17 protein-coding genes are annotated in these 17,478 nt (G+C 63.2%); 7 read left to right on the top strand and 10 right to left on the bottom strand.

The features are described from left to right. Positions 1–24: 24 nt before the first annotated feature. From TO66_RS03560 to TO66_RS03575, 4 genes are all read right to left on the bottom strand, one after another. Complete coding sequence (locus TO66_RS03560; protein WP_044461031.1) at positions 25–1,566, bottom strand: amino acid ABC transporter permease/ATP-binding protein; 1,542 nt, start codon at positions 1,564–1,566, stop codon at positions 25–27. 97 nt (positions 1,567–1,663) lie between these two features. After that, positions 1,664–2,461 carry an ABC transporter substrate-binding protein gene (locus tag TO66_RS03565; protein ID WP_044461032.1) on the bottom strand — a complete coding sequence of 266 codons (798 nt, stop codon included), beginning with the start codon at positions 2,459–2,461 and terminating at the stop codon, positions 1,664–1,666. Positions 2,462–2,496: 35 nt separating this feature from the next. Continuing rightward, entirely contained in the window at positions 2,497–3,555 is a 1,059-nt protein-coding gene (locus tag TO66_RS03570; protein ID WP_044461033.1) for an isopenicillin N synthase family oxygenase, read from the bottom strand. A gap of 12 nt (positions 3,556–3,567) precedes the next feature. After that, positions 3,568–4,419: a sugar phosphate isomerase/epimerase gene (locus TO66_RS03575; protein ID WP_044461034.1), complete on the bottom strand. Its 852-nt coding sequence runs from the start codon at positions 4,417–4,419 to the stop codon at positions 3,568–3,570. A 320-nt stretch (positions 4,420–4,739) separates the two neighbouring features. Between TO66_RS03575 and TO66_RS03580 the strand changes: the two genes are divergently transcribed. From TO66_RS03580 to TO66_RS03590, 3 genes are read left to right on the top strand one after another with little or no spacing between them, the layout of a single operon-like run. After that, entirely contained in the window at positions 4,740–5,315 is a 576-nt protein-coding gene (locus tag TO66_RS03580; protein ID WP_044461035.1) for a YfiR family protein, read from the top strand. Next, entirely contained in the window at positions 5,312–6,580 is a 1,269-nt protein-coding gene (locus tag TO66_RS03585; RefSeq protein ID WP_044461036.1) for a diguanylate cyclase domain-containing protein, read from the top strand. Before TO66_RS03580 ends, TO66_RS03585 begins: the two co-directional genes overlap by 4 nt. Before the next feature lie 4 nt (positions 6,581–6,584). Further along, entirely contained in the window at positions 6,585–7,088 is a 504-nt protein-coding gene (locus TO66_RS03590; RefSeq protein ID WP_044461037.1) for an OmpA family protein, read from the top strand. Positions 7,089–7,188: 100 nt separating this feature from the next. On the opposite strand, the gene TO66_RS32215 is transcribed toward TO66_RS03590, so the two are convergent. The 3 genes from TO66_RS32215 to TO66_RS03600 form a co-directional block, all read right to left on the bottom strand. After that, positions 7,189–7,605, bottom strand: a complete 417-nt coding sequence (locus TO66_RS32215) for a hypothetical protein (RefSeq protein ID WP_082061034.1) — start codon at positions 7,603–7,605, stop codon at positions 7,189–7,191. Beyond that, the gene (locus tag TO66_RS03595) at positions 7,592–8,722 is read right to left on the bottom strand and encodes a polymorphic toxin type 44 domain-containing protein (RefSeq protein ID WP_044461038.1); all 1,131 of its coding nucleotides are present in this window, start codon (positions 8,720–8,722) and stop codon (positions 7,592–7,594) included. The genes TO66_RS32215 and TO66_RS03595 overlap by 14 nt, the downstream gene beginning before the upstream one ends. Positions 8,723–8,839: 117 nt before the next feature. Beyond that, entirely contained in the window at positions 8,840–9,790 is a 951-nt protein-coding gene (locus TO66_RS03600) for a LysR family transcriptional regulator (protein ID WP_044461039.1), read from the bottom strand. Between the two features lie 154 nt (positions 9,791–9,944). Here TO66_RS03600 and TO66_RS03605 point away from each other — a divergent pair, with 154 nt between their 5' ends. Beyond that, entirely contained in the window at positions 9,945–11,471 is a 1,527-nt protein-coding gene (locus tag TO66_RS03605; RefSeq protein WP_044461040.1) for a CoA-acylating methylmalonate-semialdehyde dehydrogenase, read from the top strand. Between the two features lie 10 nt (positions 11,472–11,481). Further along, positions 11,482–12,369 (top strand): 3-hydroxyisobutyrate dehydrogenase, encoded by an 888-nt coding sequence (gene mmsB, locus TO66_RS03610; protein WP_044461041.1) that lies wholly within the window; start codon positions 11,482–11,484, stop codon positions 12,367–12,369. A gap of 206 nt (positions 12,370–12,575) precedes the next feature. Here mmsB and TO66_RS03615 read toward each other — a convergent pair whose 3' ends face one another. Then, positions 12,576–12,920 carry a cupin domain-containing protein gene (locus tag TO66_RS03615; RefSeq protein WP_044461042.1) on the bottom strand — a complete coding sequence of 115 codons (345 nt, stop codon included), beginning with the start codon at positions 12,918–12,920 and terminating at the stop codon, positions 12,576–12,578. A gap of 252 nt (positions 12,921–13,172) precedes the next feature. Between TO66_RS03615 and kynB the strand changes: the two genes are divergently transcribed. Both kynB and kynA read left to right on the top strand, forming a co-directional pair. After that, positions 13,173–13,814: an arylformamidase gene (gene kynB / locus TO66_RS03620; protein WP_044465932.1), complete on the top strand. Its 642-nt coding sequence runs from the start codon at positions 13,173–13,175 to the stop codon at positions 13,812–13,814. A 105-nt stretch (positions 13,815–13,919) separates the two neighbouring features. Then, positions 13,920–14,774, top strand: coding sequence for a tryptophan 2,3-dioxygenase (gene kynA / locus TO66_RS03625; RefSeq protein ID WP_044461043.1), 855 nt, complete (start codon positions 13,920–13,922; stop codon positions 14,772–14,774). Between the two features lie 210 nt (positions 14,775–14,984). Here the strand turns inward: kynA and TO66_RS03630 are convergent, their stop codons facing one another. Further along, on the bottom strand, positions 14,985–16,382 hold the full coding sequence (locus tag TO66_RS03630; RefSeq protein ID WP_044461044.1) for an amino acid permease: 1,398 nt from the start codon (positions 16,380–16,382) through the stop codon (positions 14,985–14,987). A gap of 74 nt (positions 16,383–16,456) precedes the next feature. Beyond that, positions 16,457–17,470, bottom strand: a complete 1,014-nt coding sequence (gene antC, locus TO66_RS03635; protein ID WP_044461045.1) for an anthranilate 1,2-dioxygenase electron transfer component AntC — start codon at positions 17,468–17,470, stop codon at positions 16,457–16,459. Positions 17,471–17,478: the final 8 nt, after the last annotated feature.

Below are 17,478 nucleotides of genomic sequence, written 5' to 3' on the forward strand. Positions count from 1 at the left end.
GAGCCGCTGGCGCTCGGCACGCGATCAGAGCGCCGCGGCCAGCGCCGTTGCACTGGGCTGCTCGAGCCCCATGAAGCGCCTCACCCGTGCTCCGGCCTCTTCTTCGCGGATCGCCCGCGGGCTGGCGTCCAGCTGGATATTGCCGCCTTCCATGAAGATCACTCGATCGGAAATCGACAGGGCGAAGTCCATCTCGTGGGTGACGATCAACATGGTCATGCCTTCCCTGGCCAGGTCGCGAATCACATTCAACACATCGCCCACCAGCTCCGGGTCGAGGGCCGAGGTCGGCTCGTCGAAGAGCATTATCTGCGGCTCCATCGCCAGGGCCCGGGCTATCGCCACACGCTGCTGCTGACCGCCGGATAGCTGGTGCGGGTACTTGTGGGCGTGGGCCAGCAGGCCGACCTTGTCCAGCAAGGTGTAGGCCTGCTGTTCGCTCAAGGCCTTGCTGCTGCCGTGGTAACGCGGTGCCAGGCAGATGTTGTCGAGGATGCAGCGATGGGGGAACAGGTTGAAATTCTGGAAGACCATGCCGATGTGCCGCACGCCCTCGCGTACCTGCGGGCTGTGGAGATTGTCGCCGGCGCTGATGAAGCTGTTGCCGAACAGCACGATCTCGCCCTGGTCGATGCGTTCCAGGCCGTTGATGGTACGGATCAGCGAGGTCTTGCCCGAGCCGGACGGACCGATGATGGAGATCACCTGGCCGCTGGCAATGTTCAGGTCGACACCTTTGAGGACCTGATGATCGCCGTAGCGCTTGTGGATATTTTGCAGTTGCAGGGCCGGGGCGCTGCCGGCCACCGCTGGCGGGCGCGGACGGGCCGGCAGCGGTTGCGCCTGCTGCCGGAGCCGTGTGGTGCCGGCGTCGTCCAGGGTTTGCGGCGTGCGCAGGTTCAGGTCCAGGTGGCGTTCCAGGCGCTGCAACAGCCAGGCGAACAGGGTGACGATCAGCACGTAGTACACCGCCACCGCGGCCAGGGTTTCCATCACCAGGAAGTTCTGCGCATACAGGCGCTGGCCGACAGTGAGCAGTTCGGTCAGGGAGATCACCGAGATCAGCGAGGTCAGCTTGACCACGGTGATGTACTCGTTGATCAGGGTGGGCAAGGAAATGCGGAAGGCCTGGGGAATGACGATCAGCCGTTGCAGGCCGACCAGGCCGATCCCCAGCGCACGACCGGCTTCCTTCTGCCCCTTGGCCACCGAGATCAGCCCGCCGCGGTGAATTTCCGCCATGTACGCCGCTTCGGTCACCACCAGGGCGAGCAGCCCCGAGTAGAAGGGGTTGGACAGCACTGAACCTGCGGCCGGAAACAGCTGGGGCAGGTTGTAGACGAAGACCACCAGCACCAGCAGCGGGATGCTGCGAAAGAACCAGATGTACAGCGCCGCCGGGGTTCTGAGCCAGGCGGCGCTGGAGAGTTTGGCCGACGCCAGGAGAAAGCCCAGCAGCATGCCGATGAACCAGGCCAGGGCGCTGAGCTGGATCACGGTGACACAGGCGTGCCAGAAGCTGGGCAGGGAAAACAGGGAGAAGAAGTAGGACCAGTCGAATTGCATAAACACCTCGGGCGGCTTCGGATCGCCGGCAGCATGACGGGCGCCATGCGCTCGATCAGGGGCCGGTCAGGGCGCATCCGTGCGCCGCAGTGGCTGGTCAGTCGGTCACAGGCTCGAGGTTGTATTTGCCGAGGATCGCGGCGTACTCGCCGTTCCTGCGGCTCTCGGCGAAGGCTTCCTGCAGCGCCTTGTAGGTGGCGTCGTTGCCTTTCTTGACGAAGATCCCGAGGGTCTGTTGATAGATCAGGTGCTGGCTGGTGACCACCACCCGGCCGTTGGTACGTTCGGCGATCATCTTCGCCGCGCCGGCGATTTCCACCTGGGCCTGGATGTTCTTCGACAGCAGGGCCTGGGTCACTTCGGGTGCCGAGGGGTATTCGTTGACGCTGATCGCGCCCTTGTTGTTCGGCACGCAGTAGTCGCTGGAGAGCTTCTGCAACTGGCTGACCCAGGTGGTGCCCTGTTCCAGGCCGACTTTCAGGCCGCACAGGTCTTCAGGGGTTTGTGGGTTCAGGCCGCTGTCCTTGGACGCCATGATGGCCGCACCGGTTTTCGCGTAGGCGATGGTCATGGCCTGGGTCTGCCGCTCCGGGGTGATGTACATGCCGGAAATGATCGCGTCGTAGCGACCGGCGTTGAGGCCGAGGATCAGGCTGGGGAACTTGGTGTCGACGAACTCGGCCTTGGCGTTCAGGTGCCTGGCCAGGGCGTGGGCCAGTTCCGGGTCGGAGCCGACCACGTTCTTCTCGCTGTCATAGGATTCGAACGGCGGGTAGGTGATTTCCATGCCGATCTTCAGCTGGCCCGGTGTCGCGGTCGAGGCCAGGCCGGCGGTGGCGCACAACAGGCCGGCGGTGAGCAGGGTCAGGCGAGCAACATTGTTTTTGTTAAGCATGGTGGGTCTCTCCGGGGGATGGATGCAAAGGGCGGTCAGGACGCTTGCGACTGATGTTTCAGGTGGCCGAAGCTCGAGGGCTTGCGGGCTTTTTCCGGCAAGCGGATCTCGCCGTTCTCCACGCGTCTGCGCAGGTACTGATAGGTCTGCAGGGCCTGGCCGTACATGTGTTCGCCGATGGCGATCTGCTCGTAGTCGTCCGAGGCCTTGGCGAACTGCGGCAAAGGCTTGATCTGGGTATGGAAGTCGCAGGCGTAGAACAGCGGGAACGAGTAGCGCTCCTCGCTGACCGTGCGCACCCGGTGGGCGGTGGCGACGAAGGCGCCGGCGGTCATCACCTCCAGCATGTCGCCGATGTTCACCACGAAGGCGTCGGCAATGGGCGGGGCGTCGATCCACTGGCCCAGGTTGTTCATTACCTCCAGGCCTGGCTTGTCGGCCAGCAGGATGGTGAAGCATTCGTAGTCGGTGTGGGCGCCGATGCCCGGGGCATCCTGGGCCGCATCGTCGAACGGGTAGTGGATCAGGCGCAGCTTGGAAGGCGGGCGGGTGACCAGGGCGTCGAAATAGTTTTCCTCCAGGCCCAGGGCCAGGGCAAAGCCGCTGAACAGGCGCCTGCCGAGGGCGAAGACGGCCGTGTAATAGGCTTGTACCGCCTCCTTGAAACCGGGCAGTGCTGGCCATTCGTTCGGCCCCAGCAGTGGCGTGTTGGCCAGTACCAGCGGATCGTCGGCTGGCACTTCGAAGCCGATGTCGAAGGCTTCCTTGTGATCCGGCTTGCCCTTGGCATACACCTCCTCGCCTTCGGGGACGAAACCCTTGTGGCTTTTCGAGGTGCCGATGTAGTGCTGCATCTTGGTGTCCAGGGGCTGGGCGAAATAGTCCCTGGCGGCCTGGCGCAAATCGGCGATCAACTGCGGGTCGATGCCATGGCTGGTGATATAGAGGAAGCCCACTTCGCTGGCGGCTGCTCCCAGCTGCTCGGCGACAGCCAGCCGGTGTTCCAGCTCGATGCTGAACAGGCCGGCGATGTCCACCACCGGGATCTGCTTGAAGTTGGCCTTGGCCGGGGTGTTGTCGATCTTCTCGGACATGACGCAAGAACCTCACGGACGGGTTGAGTGGGTGAAGCGGTCGAAGTGTTCACGCTCGGTCCTGGCCATCCACTGGTTCAGCGACCAGAGATCGGCCACCGGCACGTTGGTGAAGGGCAGGTGATGCAGGTAGCCGTCGGCGCCGAACTCCGGGGTCAGGGTGCTGACCTGGTAGCCACGGGCCTTTTGCGAATGCCAGACGGCCTCCCAGTGTTGCTGGTGGAACGCCAGTTCACGGGCATATTCCGGGGCGGCGGGGTGCGGGACTTGCGGCCCCTGGTCGTAACCGACCCGGGCCTGGATGTGGTGAACGCGCTCGACGAACGGGGCCAGGTCATCGAAAGGATCGTCCAGCAAGCGTTCGCAGGTGACGACCCAATGGCTGATATCGCTGGTGAAGCGCAGGCCGGGCAATTGCCGGATCAGCTCCAGGGTGACCCAGGGGTTGAACAGCGAGCGGGCGCGGTGAGTCTCGAAGCTGCAGAACTGGCCATGCTTGTGCGCCAGCTCCATGGCCTGGCCGAAGAATTCGACTTGTTGCGCCAGGGGCCAGCGGTCGTTGCCGGCCAGGACGTTGACGAAGCGCGGTGCCAGCTCGGCGGCCCAGGCGAGTTTGCGGTCCAGGTCCAGCAGGTGTTCCTGGAACGCGGCCGACTGTTCGGGCAGGACGTCGTAGGCGGTGAAAACGGTGCAGATATAGCCGAGGCGATTGTCCCGCAGGAAAGTGCCGAATTCGCCGCGTTCGCGAGCTTGCAAAGGCAGGCGGGCTTCCATACCGTCGAAGCCGGCGGCCAGCAGCTCGTCGAGTGCCTCGGCCTTGCTGCCGGTATAGCCCCAGAGTGTGCGGAATATTTCCAGTTGCATCGGCTAACCTCAAAGATGTCTTGGGCTACTCATGGCACCGCAGCGGCAGGTGGCCGAGGCGGCGATACTGGGCAGTAGCAAAAGACATTCCTTGAGCCGGATCTCTGCGGATCCGATCTCACCGAGGGTGCTGGACGGCTCACTCTCTGGCGCCGATCTTAAGCAGGCGATGCAGGCATGAAGAATAGGAAGGCTCAAATCGTTACTTCATTTTTTTCTAAACCAATAGCCTGCTACCCATGCCTGGGAGCCTCGCGGCGGTTTCTCTGGCTGTGCTATCGTTGCGGCATCATTGTATGAAGATCAAAGAGAATCCCTGCATGAACGTGGCTGTCTCGGCGACGGAGCGCTTTTCGGGCTGGAGGCAGATACTGCTGTGCGCCCTTGTCTGTCTGCTGAGCACTTTCGCCGTCGCGCAACCCGAGCCTGCCGCCAGCCCGGCGGAGCAACGCGCCAAGGCGGTAACCCAGGTGGTGCTGGGCATTCTCAGTTATGCGCGCTGGCCGGTGGAGCCGGCCCAACTGCGTCTGTGCGTGATCGGGCCGACCGAATACACCGACGACCTGGTCAAGGGCACGACCCAGGCCACCGGGCGACCGGTATTGGTGCGTCGGCTGTTGGCCGATCATCCGGCCATCGTCAGCGAGTGCGATGCGGTGTACATCGGCAAGTTGACCGACGAACAGCGCACCCGCCTGTTCAATTCCCTGGTCGGGCATCCGGTGCTGAGCATCAGCGAGGGCGGTGACCAGTGCACGGTGGGTAGCTTGTTCTGCCTGCGGGTCAGCGATAACCAGGTGTCATTCGAGGTCAACCTGGACTCGGTGGCGCGCAGTGGCGTGCGGATTCACCCGAGCGTGCTGCAACTTTCCCGTCGTCGACCGGCGGCATCATGAGCCTCTTCAGATCTCCTGCGCGTCCTACGTTGCGTTCGGTCATTGGTCGCGGAAACCTGATCGTCGCGCTGCTGGCCATTTCCATGGCCAGCCTGTCCCTGACCTTTCTCGGGGTGCTGGCGTTGCGGGTCTATGCCGACCACAACCTGCATCTGATTGCCCGCTCGATCAACTACACCGTGGAAGCCGCGGTGGTGTTCAACGACAGCGCGGCGGCGACCGAAGCCCTGGCCCTGATCGCCTCCACCGAGGAGGTGGCCGATGCCCGGGTGCTCGACGCCCAGGGCCGCGTGCTGGCTCATTGGGAACGCCCGGAAACCGGCCTGCTGACCGAGCTGGAAATGCAGATCGCCCGTGCGTTTCTGGAGAAGCCCATCACCGTGTCGATCCTGCATCAGGGACGGGAAATCGGCAGCATCGCCCTGACTGGGCACGGCGGCAGCCTGCTGCGTTTCCTGCTCAGTGGGCTGGTGGGGATTGTCCTGTGCATTGCGGTGAGCGCCTGGGTCGCATTGTATCTGGCGCGCCGCCAGTTGCGCGGGATTACCGGGCCGTTGCGCAGCCTGGCCGATGTGGCTCACGCCGCACGCCGCGAGCGGGCGTTCGACGTGCGGGTACCGCCTGCGCAGATTGCCGAACTGGACAACCTGGGCAACGACTTCAATGCCTTGCTCGATGAGCTGGAAGCCTGGCAAAGCCATCTGCAGAGCGAAAACGAAACCCTGGCCCACCAGGCCAGCCATGACAGCCTGACCGGCTTGCCGAACCGGGCATTTTTCGAAGGGCGACTGATCCGCGCGCTGCGCAGCGCGAGCAAGCTCGACGAGCGGGTAGCGGTGCTGTTTCTCGACAGCGACCGCTTCAAGGTGATCAACGACAATTTCGGCCACGCGGCCGGCGACGCGGTGTTGATGGCGGTGGCCTCACGGGTGCGCGCGCAACTGCGCGAGGAGGACCTGGTGGCACGCCTGGGGGGCGACGAGTTCGCCATTCTGTTGACCCCGCTGCACCGGATCGAAGATGCCCAGCGTATCGCCGACAAGATCATCGCCAGCATGGAGGCGCCGATTGTCCTGCCGGGCAGCACCTCGGTACTGACATCGCTCAGTATCGGCATTGCCGTCTACCCTGATCATGGCACCACCCCGGGTGCGCTGCTCAATGCCGCCGACGCAGCGATGTATCAGGCCAAGCGTGTTGCCCGCGGCGGGCAACACACGGCGGGGGAGGATTCCCCCGTCGTTCACATTCAATCCAGGAGCTAATCCCTTGTTTTCTTCGATTCGATCTTGCCTGCGTTTTTTCCCTGCGGTGCTGTTGCTGGCGCTGCTTGCGTTGACCGGCTGCCAGAGCGTGCCGCCCAAAGGGCTGACTCCACAGCAGGTGGCGGTGCTCAAGCAGGAAGGCTTCGAGCTGACGGATGAGGGCTGGGCCTTCGGCCTGTCCGGCAAGGTGCTGTTCGGCAGCGATATCGAGACGCTGAATGCCGCCAGTACCGACATCGTCCAGCGTATCGGCAAGGCGCTGGTCAGCGTGCACATCGACAAGGTCCGGGTCGACGGCCACACCGACGCCTCCGGCAAGGAAACCTATAACCAGCAACTGTCCCTGCGCCGGGCAAAAAGCGTGAGCAAGGTGTTGGTAGGCACCGGCATGCGCGAAGAAAACATCCAGCTGCGCGGCCTCGGCAGCAGCGAGCCGGTAGCGCCCAACAACACCGTGGCCGGGCGTACCGAAAACCGCCGCGTCTCGATTGTGGTGATCGCCGACTGATGGGCGAACGGCATTGCCCGGGGCTGCCCTTTCAGCAGGGCCTGATTCTGTTTGGTCACGCTGTGTAGGGAGTCCCACGTGGTGGTTTTGGTAGGGCGTTTTAGGGGCGGAAAGGGTCGGGTTGGCCAGGACACCGTTTCAGGCGGGCAATAACGTCAGGAGCGGTTTTAGTGAGGTCGATCTTACCGCCCTGATCAAGGTAAACATCCATTGTTCTCCAGCGTTCTGGCGTGATGTAGATGCACCGGGGTGGGGCCGTATCGGCCCACCAATCGAACATCATGAAGAAATCTTTATCGGGAAAGATATGTCCCGCATCACCGGTTGTCTCACCCGGCCTCAGGTCCCGTCGAAATATTGAATGCTGCGTATTGAAGACGTATTTGAACTCTTTTGAGCCGTCATCTGAGTAGTGCATGACAACCCTTGGCAAAGCCAAATACCAGCATGCAATAAGGAGGCAAACGAGTCCTGTAAGCCCTCCTCCTAAGTAGCGCTTTTTCTTACTTGCAGACATGCAGTTGAACCCCTTTCGCCCAGTCGCTCATGGGGACTGCCAACACTTTGTCCATAATGATCTTCCCTGTGAGGCCACCCATTGGATATTCCTTGTATAGGCTCATCCCTATAATGATCGAGACTCTATCGGGTACATCATCCCATGCGCGCATACCCTCAACACCCTTGGTCCTTTGCGGACCATCAAATCTCCTGGGGTTTTTGATGAAGCGCCAAGTGTCCGATCCGATTTGCTCTACACCAGCACCATCGAGTAAGACACTCTCAGAAAAACCACCTGCGACACCCACATATCCGTAATGGATGTTCGACCAGATATCGTAGAAATACTCATAGGCACCTTGTTTGTGCCAAGGATATTCACCAAAGAGTTTTTGCAGTATCGGCTTGTGGTCCCACGCTCGTCCCTGTCCGACTCGCTCAGTCCAGATAGCCAAAGCCTTCGCTTTCTTCCCCAGCGCCAAGCTATAGAAGTCCGGACCGAGACCGAGTCGCAAGTAGAACGGAAGCTCAGCGTACTTCCGTGTTTCCGCTGCTGGATCAAAGCTATTCAAATCCTTCATCTGTCGCACAGACGGACTGTTGATGTTGGTATTCATCTCGCCCGCAATATAGGCCGCCAGCTCCTCCATCATGTCGGGGTCATTGCAGACGTTCTCCTCGGGCTTCTCTTCAGGCGCCTTGGAGGCTGCGCGTGGATCGACCAAAGCATTCGCAACGGTAGCCTTCTCGATCAGTCTCGGGTCGGCCAACAAGGTCGCGATCTTTTCATCATCGACAGAACCATCAGGTCGAAACGCCCCGAGCATGGCGAAGTTAATGATTGCGGCATCCGGAGCAGGCCCAAAGACAAAGCCACCGAAGGTATCGGACGAGCCGCTGATGATTGTCCCGCCATGACTGGTCGGGCTGCCCAAGTGAGCCATGGGGCGACCATTCAGAATGATCGAGGGAAACCCCGTGGTGATGACCGCACCACAGCCGCAGGTATCACCGACTCGGGCCGCGCCCACGCCATTGATATTGATGTCCCCGGATGCAGAAGCAATCGGTGTGGTGCCGTGACCGGGAAGAGGACAGAGGTGTTTGTCGCCCAGGCGAGCAGAAGAGAGCATTTTATCGTCCTTGCGTTGACCGATCCGCGAGGCTCTTTGGAGAGCTTTGCGAACCTAGCAAGTGGCGATGGGCAAGGCTTTAGGACGATTCTGAACTTGGGCGGCGTCCTTTCCGGACTATGAGTCGGCAAACACCATCGCTCGGCTCTGCCCCATCAGCAGTTCCTGATTCTGCTCCGTCACGCTGCGTATGTAGTCCCACAACAGCGTAATGCGCTTGAGCTTCCTCAGGTCCTCGCGGCAGTACATCCAGAATTGCCGGGTGATGTTGATGTCTTCCGGCAGCACGGGCAGCAGGTTCGGGTCCTGGGCCGCCAGGAAGCACGGCAGGATCGCCAGCGAGCGACCCTGCTGCGCCGCCACGTACTGGGCGATCACGCTGGTGCTGCGCAGGTGGGCGCTGGCGCCGGGCAGCACATTGGCCAGGTACAGCAGCTCCGAGCTGAATGCCAGGTCGTCCACGTAGCTGATGAACTGATGCTCGCCGAGGTCCGCTGGGCGGCGGATCGGTGGGTGCTGGTCGAGGTATTCCTGGGTCGCGTAGAGCTGCAGGCGGTAATCGCACAGCTTGCAGCAGACGTAGGGGCCGTGTTCCGGGCGCTCCAGGGCGATGACGATATCGGCTTCGCGCTTGGACAGGCTGATGAAGTGCGGCAGCGGCAGGATGTCCACCGAGATCGCCGGGTAGGCGTCGACGAAGTGGCTCAGTTGCGGGGTGATGAAAAAGCTGCCGAAGCCTTCGGTGCAGCCCATGCGCACGTGGCCCGAGAGCGCCACGCCGGAGCCCGAGACCTGTTCGCAGGCCATGTGCAGGGTGCTTTCGATCGACTCGGCGTAACCCAGCAATCGCTGGCCCTCGGCGGTCAGCACGAAGCCGTTGGTCCGGGATTTTTCGAACAGCAGGGTGCCCAGCGCGACCTCCAGAGAACCGATGCGCCGCGACACCGTGGTGTAGTCCACCGCCAGGCGCTTGGCGGCGCTGCTGGCCTTGCGGGTGCGCGCCACTTCGAGGAAAAACTTCAGGTCGTCCCAGTTCAACGAGCCGAGGGAGGTGATGTTTTTTTGCATGATGGACCGGATTTTATGTGCGTTCTTATTAGAAGTTTGCACATCTATACTCCAAAAACCGTCCGACGACCAAGCTCGCGACACACGCCTCATTTCAAGGCGACCCCCCGCCTTGGCTCCCTGCACAAGAACCTCAAGAAGTCAGGAGACCCGCATGAACGCATCCCTCAAGCCCGACGGCACCACCCTGCAAACGGTCAAGCTGCTGATCGACGGCCAGTGGGTCGAGTCCCGCACTACCGAGTGGCACGACATCACCAACCCGGCCACCCAGCAGGTGCTGGCCAAGGTGCCATTCGCCACCGCGGATGAAGTCGACGCCGCCATCGAAGCCGCGCAGCGCGCCTTCCAGACCTGGAAACTGACCCCGATCGGCGCGCGGATGCGCATCATGCTCAAGCTCCAGGCACTGATTCGCGAACACTCCAAGCGCATCGCCCAGGTGCTCAGCGCCGAACAGGGCAAGACCATCGCCGATGCCGAAGGCGATATCTTCCGCGGCCTGGAAGTGGTCGAGCATGCCTGCTCGATCGGCACCCTGCAGATGGGCGAGTTCGCCGAGAACGTCGCCGGTGGCGTGGATACCTATACCTTGCGCCAGCCGATCGGCGTCTGCGCCGGGATCACCCCGTTCAACTTCCCGGCGATGATTCCGCTGTGGATGTTCCCGATGGCCATTGCCTGCGGCAACACCTTCGTGCTCAAGCCTTCGGAGCAGGACCCGCTGTCGACCATGCTGCTGGTGGAGCTGGCGCTGGAGGCCGGGGTTCCGCCCGGTGTGCTCAACGTGGTGCACGGTGGCAAGGAAGTGGTGGACAAGCTGTGCACCCACACGCATATCAAGGCGGTGTCGTTCGTCGGCTCCACCGCGGTCGGCACCCACGTCTACGACCTGGCCGGCAAACACGGCAAGCGCGTGCAGTCGATGATGGGCGCGAAGAACCACGCCGTGGTACTGCCCGACGCCAACCGCGAGCAGGCGCTCAATGCCCTGGTCGGCGCCGGTTTCGGCGCAGCCGGCCAGCGCTGCATGGCCACTTCAGTGGTGGTCCTGGTGGGCGCGGCGAAGCAATGGCTACCCGACCTCAAGGCCCTGGCGCAGAAACTCAAGGTCAATGCCGGCAGCGAGCCGGGCACCGACGTCGGGCCACTGATTTCCAAGCGGGCCAAGGAGCGCGTGCTGGGCCTGATCGAAAGTGGCATCAAGGAAGGCGCCAAGCTGGAGCTGGACGGCCGCGACATCAAGGTGCCGGGGTTCGAGCAGGGCAACTTCGTCGGCCCGACCCTGTTCTCCGGGGTGACCACCGACATGCAGATCTACACCCAGGAAATCTTCGGCCCGGTGCTGGTGGTGCTGGAGGTGGACACCCTCGACCAGGCCATCGCCCTGGTCAACGCCAACCCCTTCGGCAACGGCACCGGCCTGTTCACCCAGAGCGGTGCGGCGGCGCGCAAGTTCCAGGCCGAGATCGACGTCGGCCAGGTCGGGATCAACATCCCGATCCCGGTGCCAGTGCCGTTTTTCAGCTTCACCGGATCCCGCGGTTCCAAGCTGGGCGACCTGGGGCCCTACGGCAAGCAAGTGGTGCAGTTCTACACTCAGACCAAGACCGTCACCAGCCGCTGGTTCGACGACGACAGCGTCAACGATGGCGTGAACACCACCATCCATCTGCGTTGAGGAGTCGCTCATGAAAATCGCATTCATCGGCCTCGGCAACATGGGGGCGCCCATGGCGCGCAACCTGCTCAAGGCCGGGCATCAGCTGAACCTGTTCGACCTCAACCAGACCGTGCTCAAGGAACTGGCCGGGCTGGGCGGCAGCATCAGCGCCTCGCCCCGCGCCGCCGCCGAAGGCAGCGAACTGGTGATCACCATGCTGCCGGCCGCCGCCCATGTGCGCAGCGTCTGGCTGGGCGAAGACGGTGTGCTGGCGGGGATCGCCCGGGGCACGCCGGCGGTGGACTGCAGCACCATCGATCCGCAGACCGCCCGCGATGTCGCGGCAGCGGCGGCCAAGCAAGGCGTGGCCATGGCCGATGCCCCGGTCTCTGGCGGCACGGGCGGGGCGGCGGCGGGCACCCTGACGTTCATGGTCGGGGCCGGCGCCGAATTGTTCGCCACCCTGCAGCCGGTGCTGGCGCAGATGGGGCGCAATATCGTGCACTGCGGTGAGGTCGGCACCGGGCAGATCGCCAAGATCTGCAACAATCTGCTGCTGGGCATTTCGATGATCGGGGTCAGCGAGGCCATGGCCCTGGGCAATGCCCTGGGGATCGACACCCAGGTGCTGGCGGGCATCATCAACAGCTCCACCGGGCGCTGCTGGAGTTCCGACACCTACAACCCCTGGCCGGGCGTGATCGAGACCGCGCCGGCCGCGCGTGGCTACACCGGCGGCTTCGGCGCCGAACTGATGCTCAAGGACCTGGGGCTGGCCACCGAGGCCGCCCGTCAGGCGCATCAGCCGGTGGTGCTGGGCGCCGTGGCGCAGCAGTTGTACCAGGCCATGAGCCTGCGCGGGGAAGGGGGGCTGGACTTCTCGGCCATCGTCAACAGCTACCGCAAGCCCGGTTAGGCACGACCCCGGCCTGCGACCTGCAGCGGTCGCCGGCCGGCCCCCTATCGGTGGACGCTGCACGTTTCCGGGACCCACGTCGGGTGGGCTCCCGGTTTTTTATTTCAGGGCCTGTAGGAGCGAGGCTTGCCCGCGATCCAGGCAATGCGGTGTATCAGGCACGCCGCCATCGCGAGCAAGCTTCGCTCCTACAGGTTTGCGGGGTTTCAGGCGAAAACGAAGTACTTACGCACGGTCTCGACCACTTCCCAGGTGCCTTTCATGCCAGGCTCGACCACGAAGATATCGCCGGCGCGCAGGTGGATCGGTTCCATGCCGTCCGGGGTGATCACGCAGTAGCCTTCCTGGAAATGGCAGTACTCCCACTTCACGTAGTCCACGCGCCATTTGCCGGGCGTGCAGATCCAGGTGCCCATGATCTTGCTGCCGTCTTCGCTGGTGTAGGCGTTGAGGTTGACGGTGTGTGGGTCGCCTTCGAGTTTTTCCCATTTGCAGGCGTCGAGCACTGGTAGCGGGTGGGTATCGCGAAGGACGGTAATAGGACGGGTCATGATGGCTCCAGGCAGTAGGGCTAGCTGAAGTCGCACCCTATAGCGCCCGCCGTTCGCCCGGTTGTCTGTACTCGACATCGGGGTGTCCAGAAACGCAGCGCGTGTTGCTGGAATAACATTGAAATTTCCAACCGCTAATCAGATGTTTCCTGGCATTTCATGCGAAAGAATCCACGCTCATCGGAGTATTTCGCAAGAATCTTCACGGGCATCGCTCGTATGATTCAGCTCGAAGTGGCCGAGAGCAGCACGATGAACACAACCCCAAGCTGGTGGGATATCAGCCCGCCCCTGAGTATCGCGACCCCGACCTGGCCTGGCGACACGCCGTTCCAGGAAGAGCGGGTCTGGCAGTACGGGCCCGAGTGCCCGGTGAATGTCGGGCGCATCACCCTGTCGCCGCATACTGGCGCGCATGTCGATGCGCCGCTGCATTACCGCCCCGATGGCGCGCCCATCGGCGAGGTGCCGCTGGATGTCTACCTCGGCCCGTGCCGGATCGTGCATTGCCTGGGTTGCGGCCCGCTGGTATTGCCCCGGCATCTGGAGGGCCATCTGGACAATCTGCCCGAACGGGTGCTGCTGCGGACCTATCGACAGGCACCGCTGAGCACCTGGGACCCGGACTTCAGCGCCGTGGCCAAGGAAACCGTCGAGCTGCTGGCCAGCCACGGCGTGCGCCTGATCGGCATCGACACCCCGTCCCTCGACCCGCAGCAATCGAAGACCATGGACGCGCACAACGCCGTGGCTCGCCATGGCCTGGCGATTCTCGAGGGCATCGTGCTCGACGGGGTGCCCGAGGGCGACTACGAACTGATCGCGCTGCCCCTGCGTTTCGCCCATCTGGATGCGAGCCCGGTGCGTGCGATCCTGCGGCCCTTGCCGCGATAATTGCGCCAGCCTTTCTACAACAACGAAGCTTCGATCCCCGGCGGCCGCGAGCCGGTCGCGCCGGGGGAATCGGGCAGCCGCGACCTGACATGAGGAGCCCACGCGATGAGTCAATGTCCTTACTCGAACAACCCGCCACCGGAGGGGTGGCATGATGCCGAGCTGAATTTCTCCAACACCATGAGCTACGGCGACTACCTGGACCTGGGGCGCATCCTCAATGCCCAGCACCCGCTGTCGCCGGACCACAACGAAATGCTCTTCATCATCCAGCACCAGACGTCGGAGCTGTGGATGAAGCTGATGCTGCATGAGCTCAAGGCGGCTCGCGACCATGTGCATCAGGGCCAGTTGCCACCGGCGTTCAAGATGCTGGCGCGGGTGTCGCGGATCTTCGACCAGCTGGTGCACGCCTGGGCGGTGCTGGCGACCATGACTCCGTCCGAGTACAAGTCGATTCGGCCATACCTAGGGCAGTCGTCGGGCTTCCAGTCGTTCCAGTATCGCGAGATCGAGTTCATCCTCGGCAACAAGAGCGCGACCTTGTTGCGCCCCCATGCCCACCGTCCGGAGCTGCTCAAGGAGCTGGAGCTGGCAATCGCCACGCCGTCGCTGTACGACGAGGCCATCGGCCTGATGGCCAAGGCCGGCCTGGCCATCGATCCCCAGCGCCTGGCCCTCGACAGCCGCGCGCCGACCCAGCACGAGCCATCGGTGGAAGCGGCGTGGCGCGAGGTCTACGCCGACCCGTCGCGTTACTGGGACCTGTATCAGCTGGCGGAGAAGTTCATCGACCTGGAGGACTCCTTCCGTCAATGGCGCTTCCGCCATGTGACCACGGTGGAGCGCATCATCGGCTTCCAGCCCGGCACTGGCGGCACCGAAGGCGTCGGCTACCTGCGCAAGATGCTCGACACCGTGCTGTTCCCCGAGCTGTGGCGGGTGCGTTCGACGCTGTAAACGGCAGGCAGGAAAAAGGCCCGGCATTCGATGAATGCCGGGCCTTTTTCATGTTGAACACGGGGCCTAGTCATCGGGGCACCGTGTCATCGTTCATCGCGGGCAAGCCTCGCTCCTACAGGAACCCTATTCATCGCGAGCGAGCTGTGCTTCTGTAGGAGCAAGCGGGCGGCGATCCGACTTGCCCGCGATGGGCGCGCCGCCGCTCCGTCAGGCCACCGCCCGCGCGCCCGCCCTGGCCAGCCGCAGGCGGTAGAAGCCCCAGATCACCAGGGCCCATACCGGAATGGCGTAGACCGATACCCGGATCCCCGGAATCATCAGCATCACGCTGATGATCACCAGCATGAAGGCCAGGCACAGGTAGTTGCTGAACGGGAACCAGAACGTCTTGAACGCCGGCACCGTGCCCTGCTGGTCCATGGACTTGCGGAACTTCAGGTGGGTCAGGCTGATCAGCGCCCAGTTGATCATCAGCGAGGCGACCACCAGCGCCATCAGCAGCTCCAGGGCTTCGTGCGGCGCCAGGTAGTTGACCAGCACGCAGAGCAGGGTGATCAGCGCCGAGACGCCCAGGGCCGACAGCGGTACGCCCTGCTTGTTGAGCTTCATCATCGCCTTGGGCGCATCGCCCTGTTCGGCCAGGCCGTAGAGCATGCGGCTGTTGCTGTACACGCAGCTGTTGTACACCGACAGCGCGGCGGTCAGGACCACGAAATTCAGCACCTGCGCGGCGGTGTCGCTGCCGATCAGGGCGAAGATCCGCACGAACGGGCTGCCGCTGTAGGAGTCGCCGGAGGCGTTGAGGCTGACCAGCAACTCGTTCCAGGGGTACAGGCAGAGCAGCACGGTCAGGGCGCCGACGTAGAAGATCAGCACCCGGTACACCACCTGGTTGATCGCCTTGGGAATCACCTTGCGCGGCTCGCTGGCCTCGGCGGCGGTGATGCCCACCAGTTCCAGGCCGCCGAAGGAGAACATGATGAAGGCCATGGCCATCAGCAGGCCGGTGCCGCCGTTGGGGAAGAAGCCGTCGTGGCTCCACAGGTTGCTCACCGCGGCCTGGGGGCCGCCGCTGCCGCTGAACAGCATGTAGCAGCCGAGGACGATCATGCCGATGATCGCCACCACCTTGATGATCGCGAACCAGAACTCCATCTCGCCGAAGTTCTTCACGTTCATCATGTTGATCAGGTTGATCAGCACGAAGAACACCGCCGCGCTGACCCAGGACGGGATCTCGGGCCACCAGAACTGGATGTACTTGCCCACCGCGGTCAGTTCGGCCATGCCCACCAGCACGTACAGCACCCAGTAGTTCCAGCCGGCGAGAAAGCCGGTGTAGCCGCTCCAGTATTTGTGCGCGAAGTGGCTGAAGGAGCCGGCCACCGGCTCTTCGACGATCATCTCGCCGAGCTGGCGCATGATCAGGAAGGCAATGAACCCGGCAATCGCATAGCCGAGAATCATCGAGGGGCCGGCGGACTTGAGCACGCCGGCGGAGCCCAGGAACAGTCCGGTGCCGATCGCCCCGCCCAGGGCAATCAGCTGGATATGGCGATTCTTCAAGCCACGCTTGAGTTCGCCGGGTTTCAAGATCTCATCCACTACACACGCTCTCTTTATCGTTGTTATCAGACCCGCCGGTATACGCGGCCGGGTCCGGGCTGAATGCTGACGGATCAGATAGTACTCTCGGTGAACTTCTCGTAATACAGCTGAACGCTCTCAAGTTGCTGATCTTGCAGCCAGTTGCGGATCGATTCGACCATCGGCGGCGGCCCGCAGACATACATGTCCACCGCCGTGTCGCGCAGTTCGCTGAGGTCGAAATGCTCGGCGATGTAGCCGCGCTTGCCCGGCCAGTCCACCGTCGGCTCGCTGACCACCGCCGTGTAGCGAAAGCCCGGCAGTTGGCCGGCAAAGGCCTCGATGCGCGCGGTCTCGCACAGGTCGGCGGCGTGGCGCACGCCGTAGTACAGGTGCACCGGCTGGGTGCAGCCGTCGGCCACCAGTTGTTCGAGCATGGCCAGCAGCGCCGACAGGCCGGTGCCGCCGGCGACCAGTACCAGCGGGCGGACGATATGCCGCAGGTAGAACGCCCCCAGGGGCGCCTCCAGCTCGATGCGGTCGCCGACCTGGCAGCGTTCGCGCAGGTAATTGCTCATCGCCCCGTCGGGCAGCAGGCGCAGGAGGAATTGCAACTGCTGGCTGCCCGCGCGATTGGCGAACGAGTAGGAACGCTTGCTCGCCGTGCCGGGCACCGACAGCCGGGCGTATTGCCCCGGCAGGAAATCCAGCGGCGCCTGGTCGAGCTGCAATTGCAGGATCGCCGTGTTGTCGCTGACCTGGCGCACCTCGCTGACCGTGCCGCTCAGCGGCGCCGGCCCCGCGCTGCTGCACAGACTGGAGTCGAAGTCGAAGTAGAAGGTGGCATCGGACTGCACCCGGGTCTGGCAACTGAGCATCTTGCCCTGGGCCAGGTCCGCGGGGGTGAGGGCCTCCTCGTCCACGTAGTCCTGGCTGTAGCGGCCGGATTCGCAGCGGCCCTGGCAGGTGCCGCAGACGCCTTCGCGGCAGTCCAGGGGGATCTTGATGCCATTGCGCAGGGCGGCATCGAGCAGTATTTCGTTGGCGTTCACCGGAAAGAACAGCGTCTTGCCATCGGCAAAGCTGAACGCGACCTTGTGGTTCATGCCCGGTC

It is taken from the genome of Pseudomonas sp. MRSN 12121 (genome assembly GCF_000931465.1).
GTDB lineage: Bacteria > Pseudomonadota > Gammaproteobacteria > Pseudomonadales > Pseudomonadaceae > Aquipseudomonas.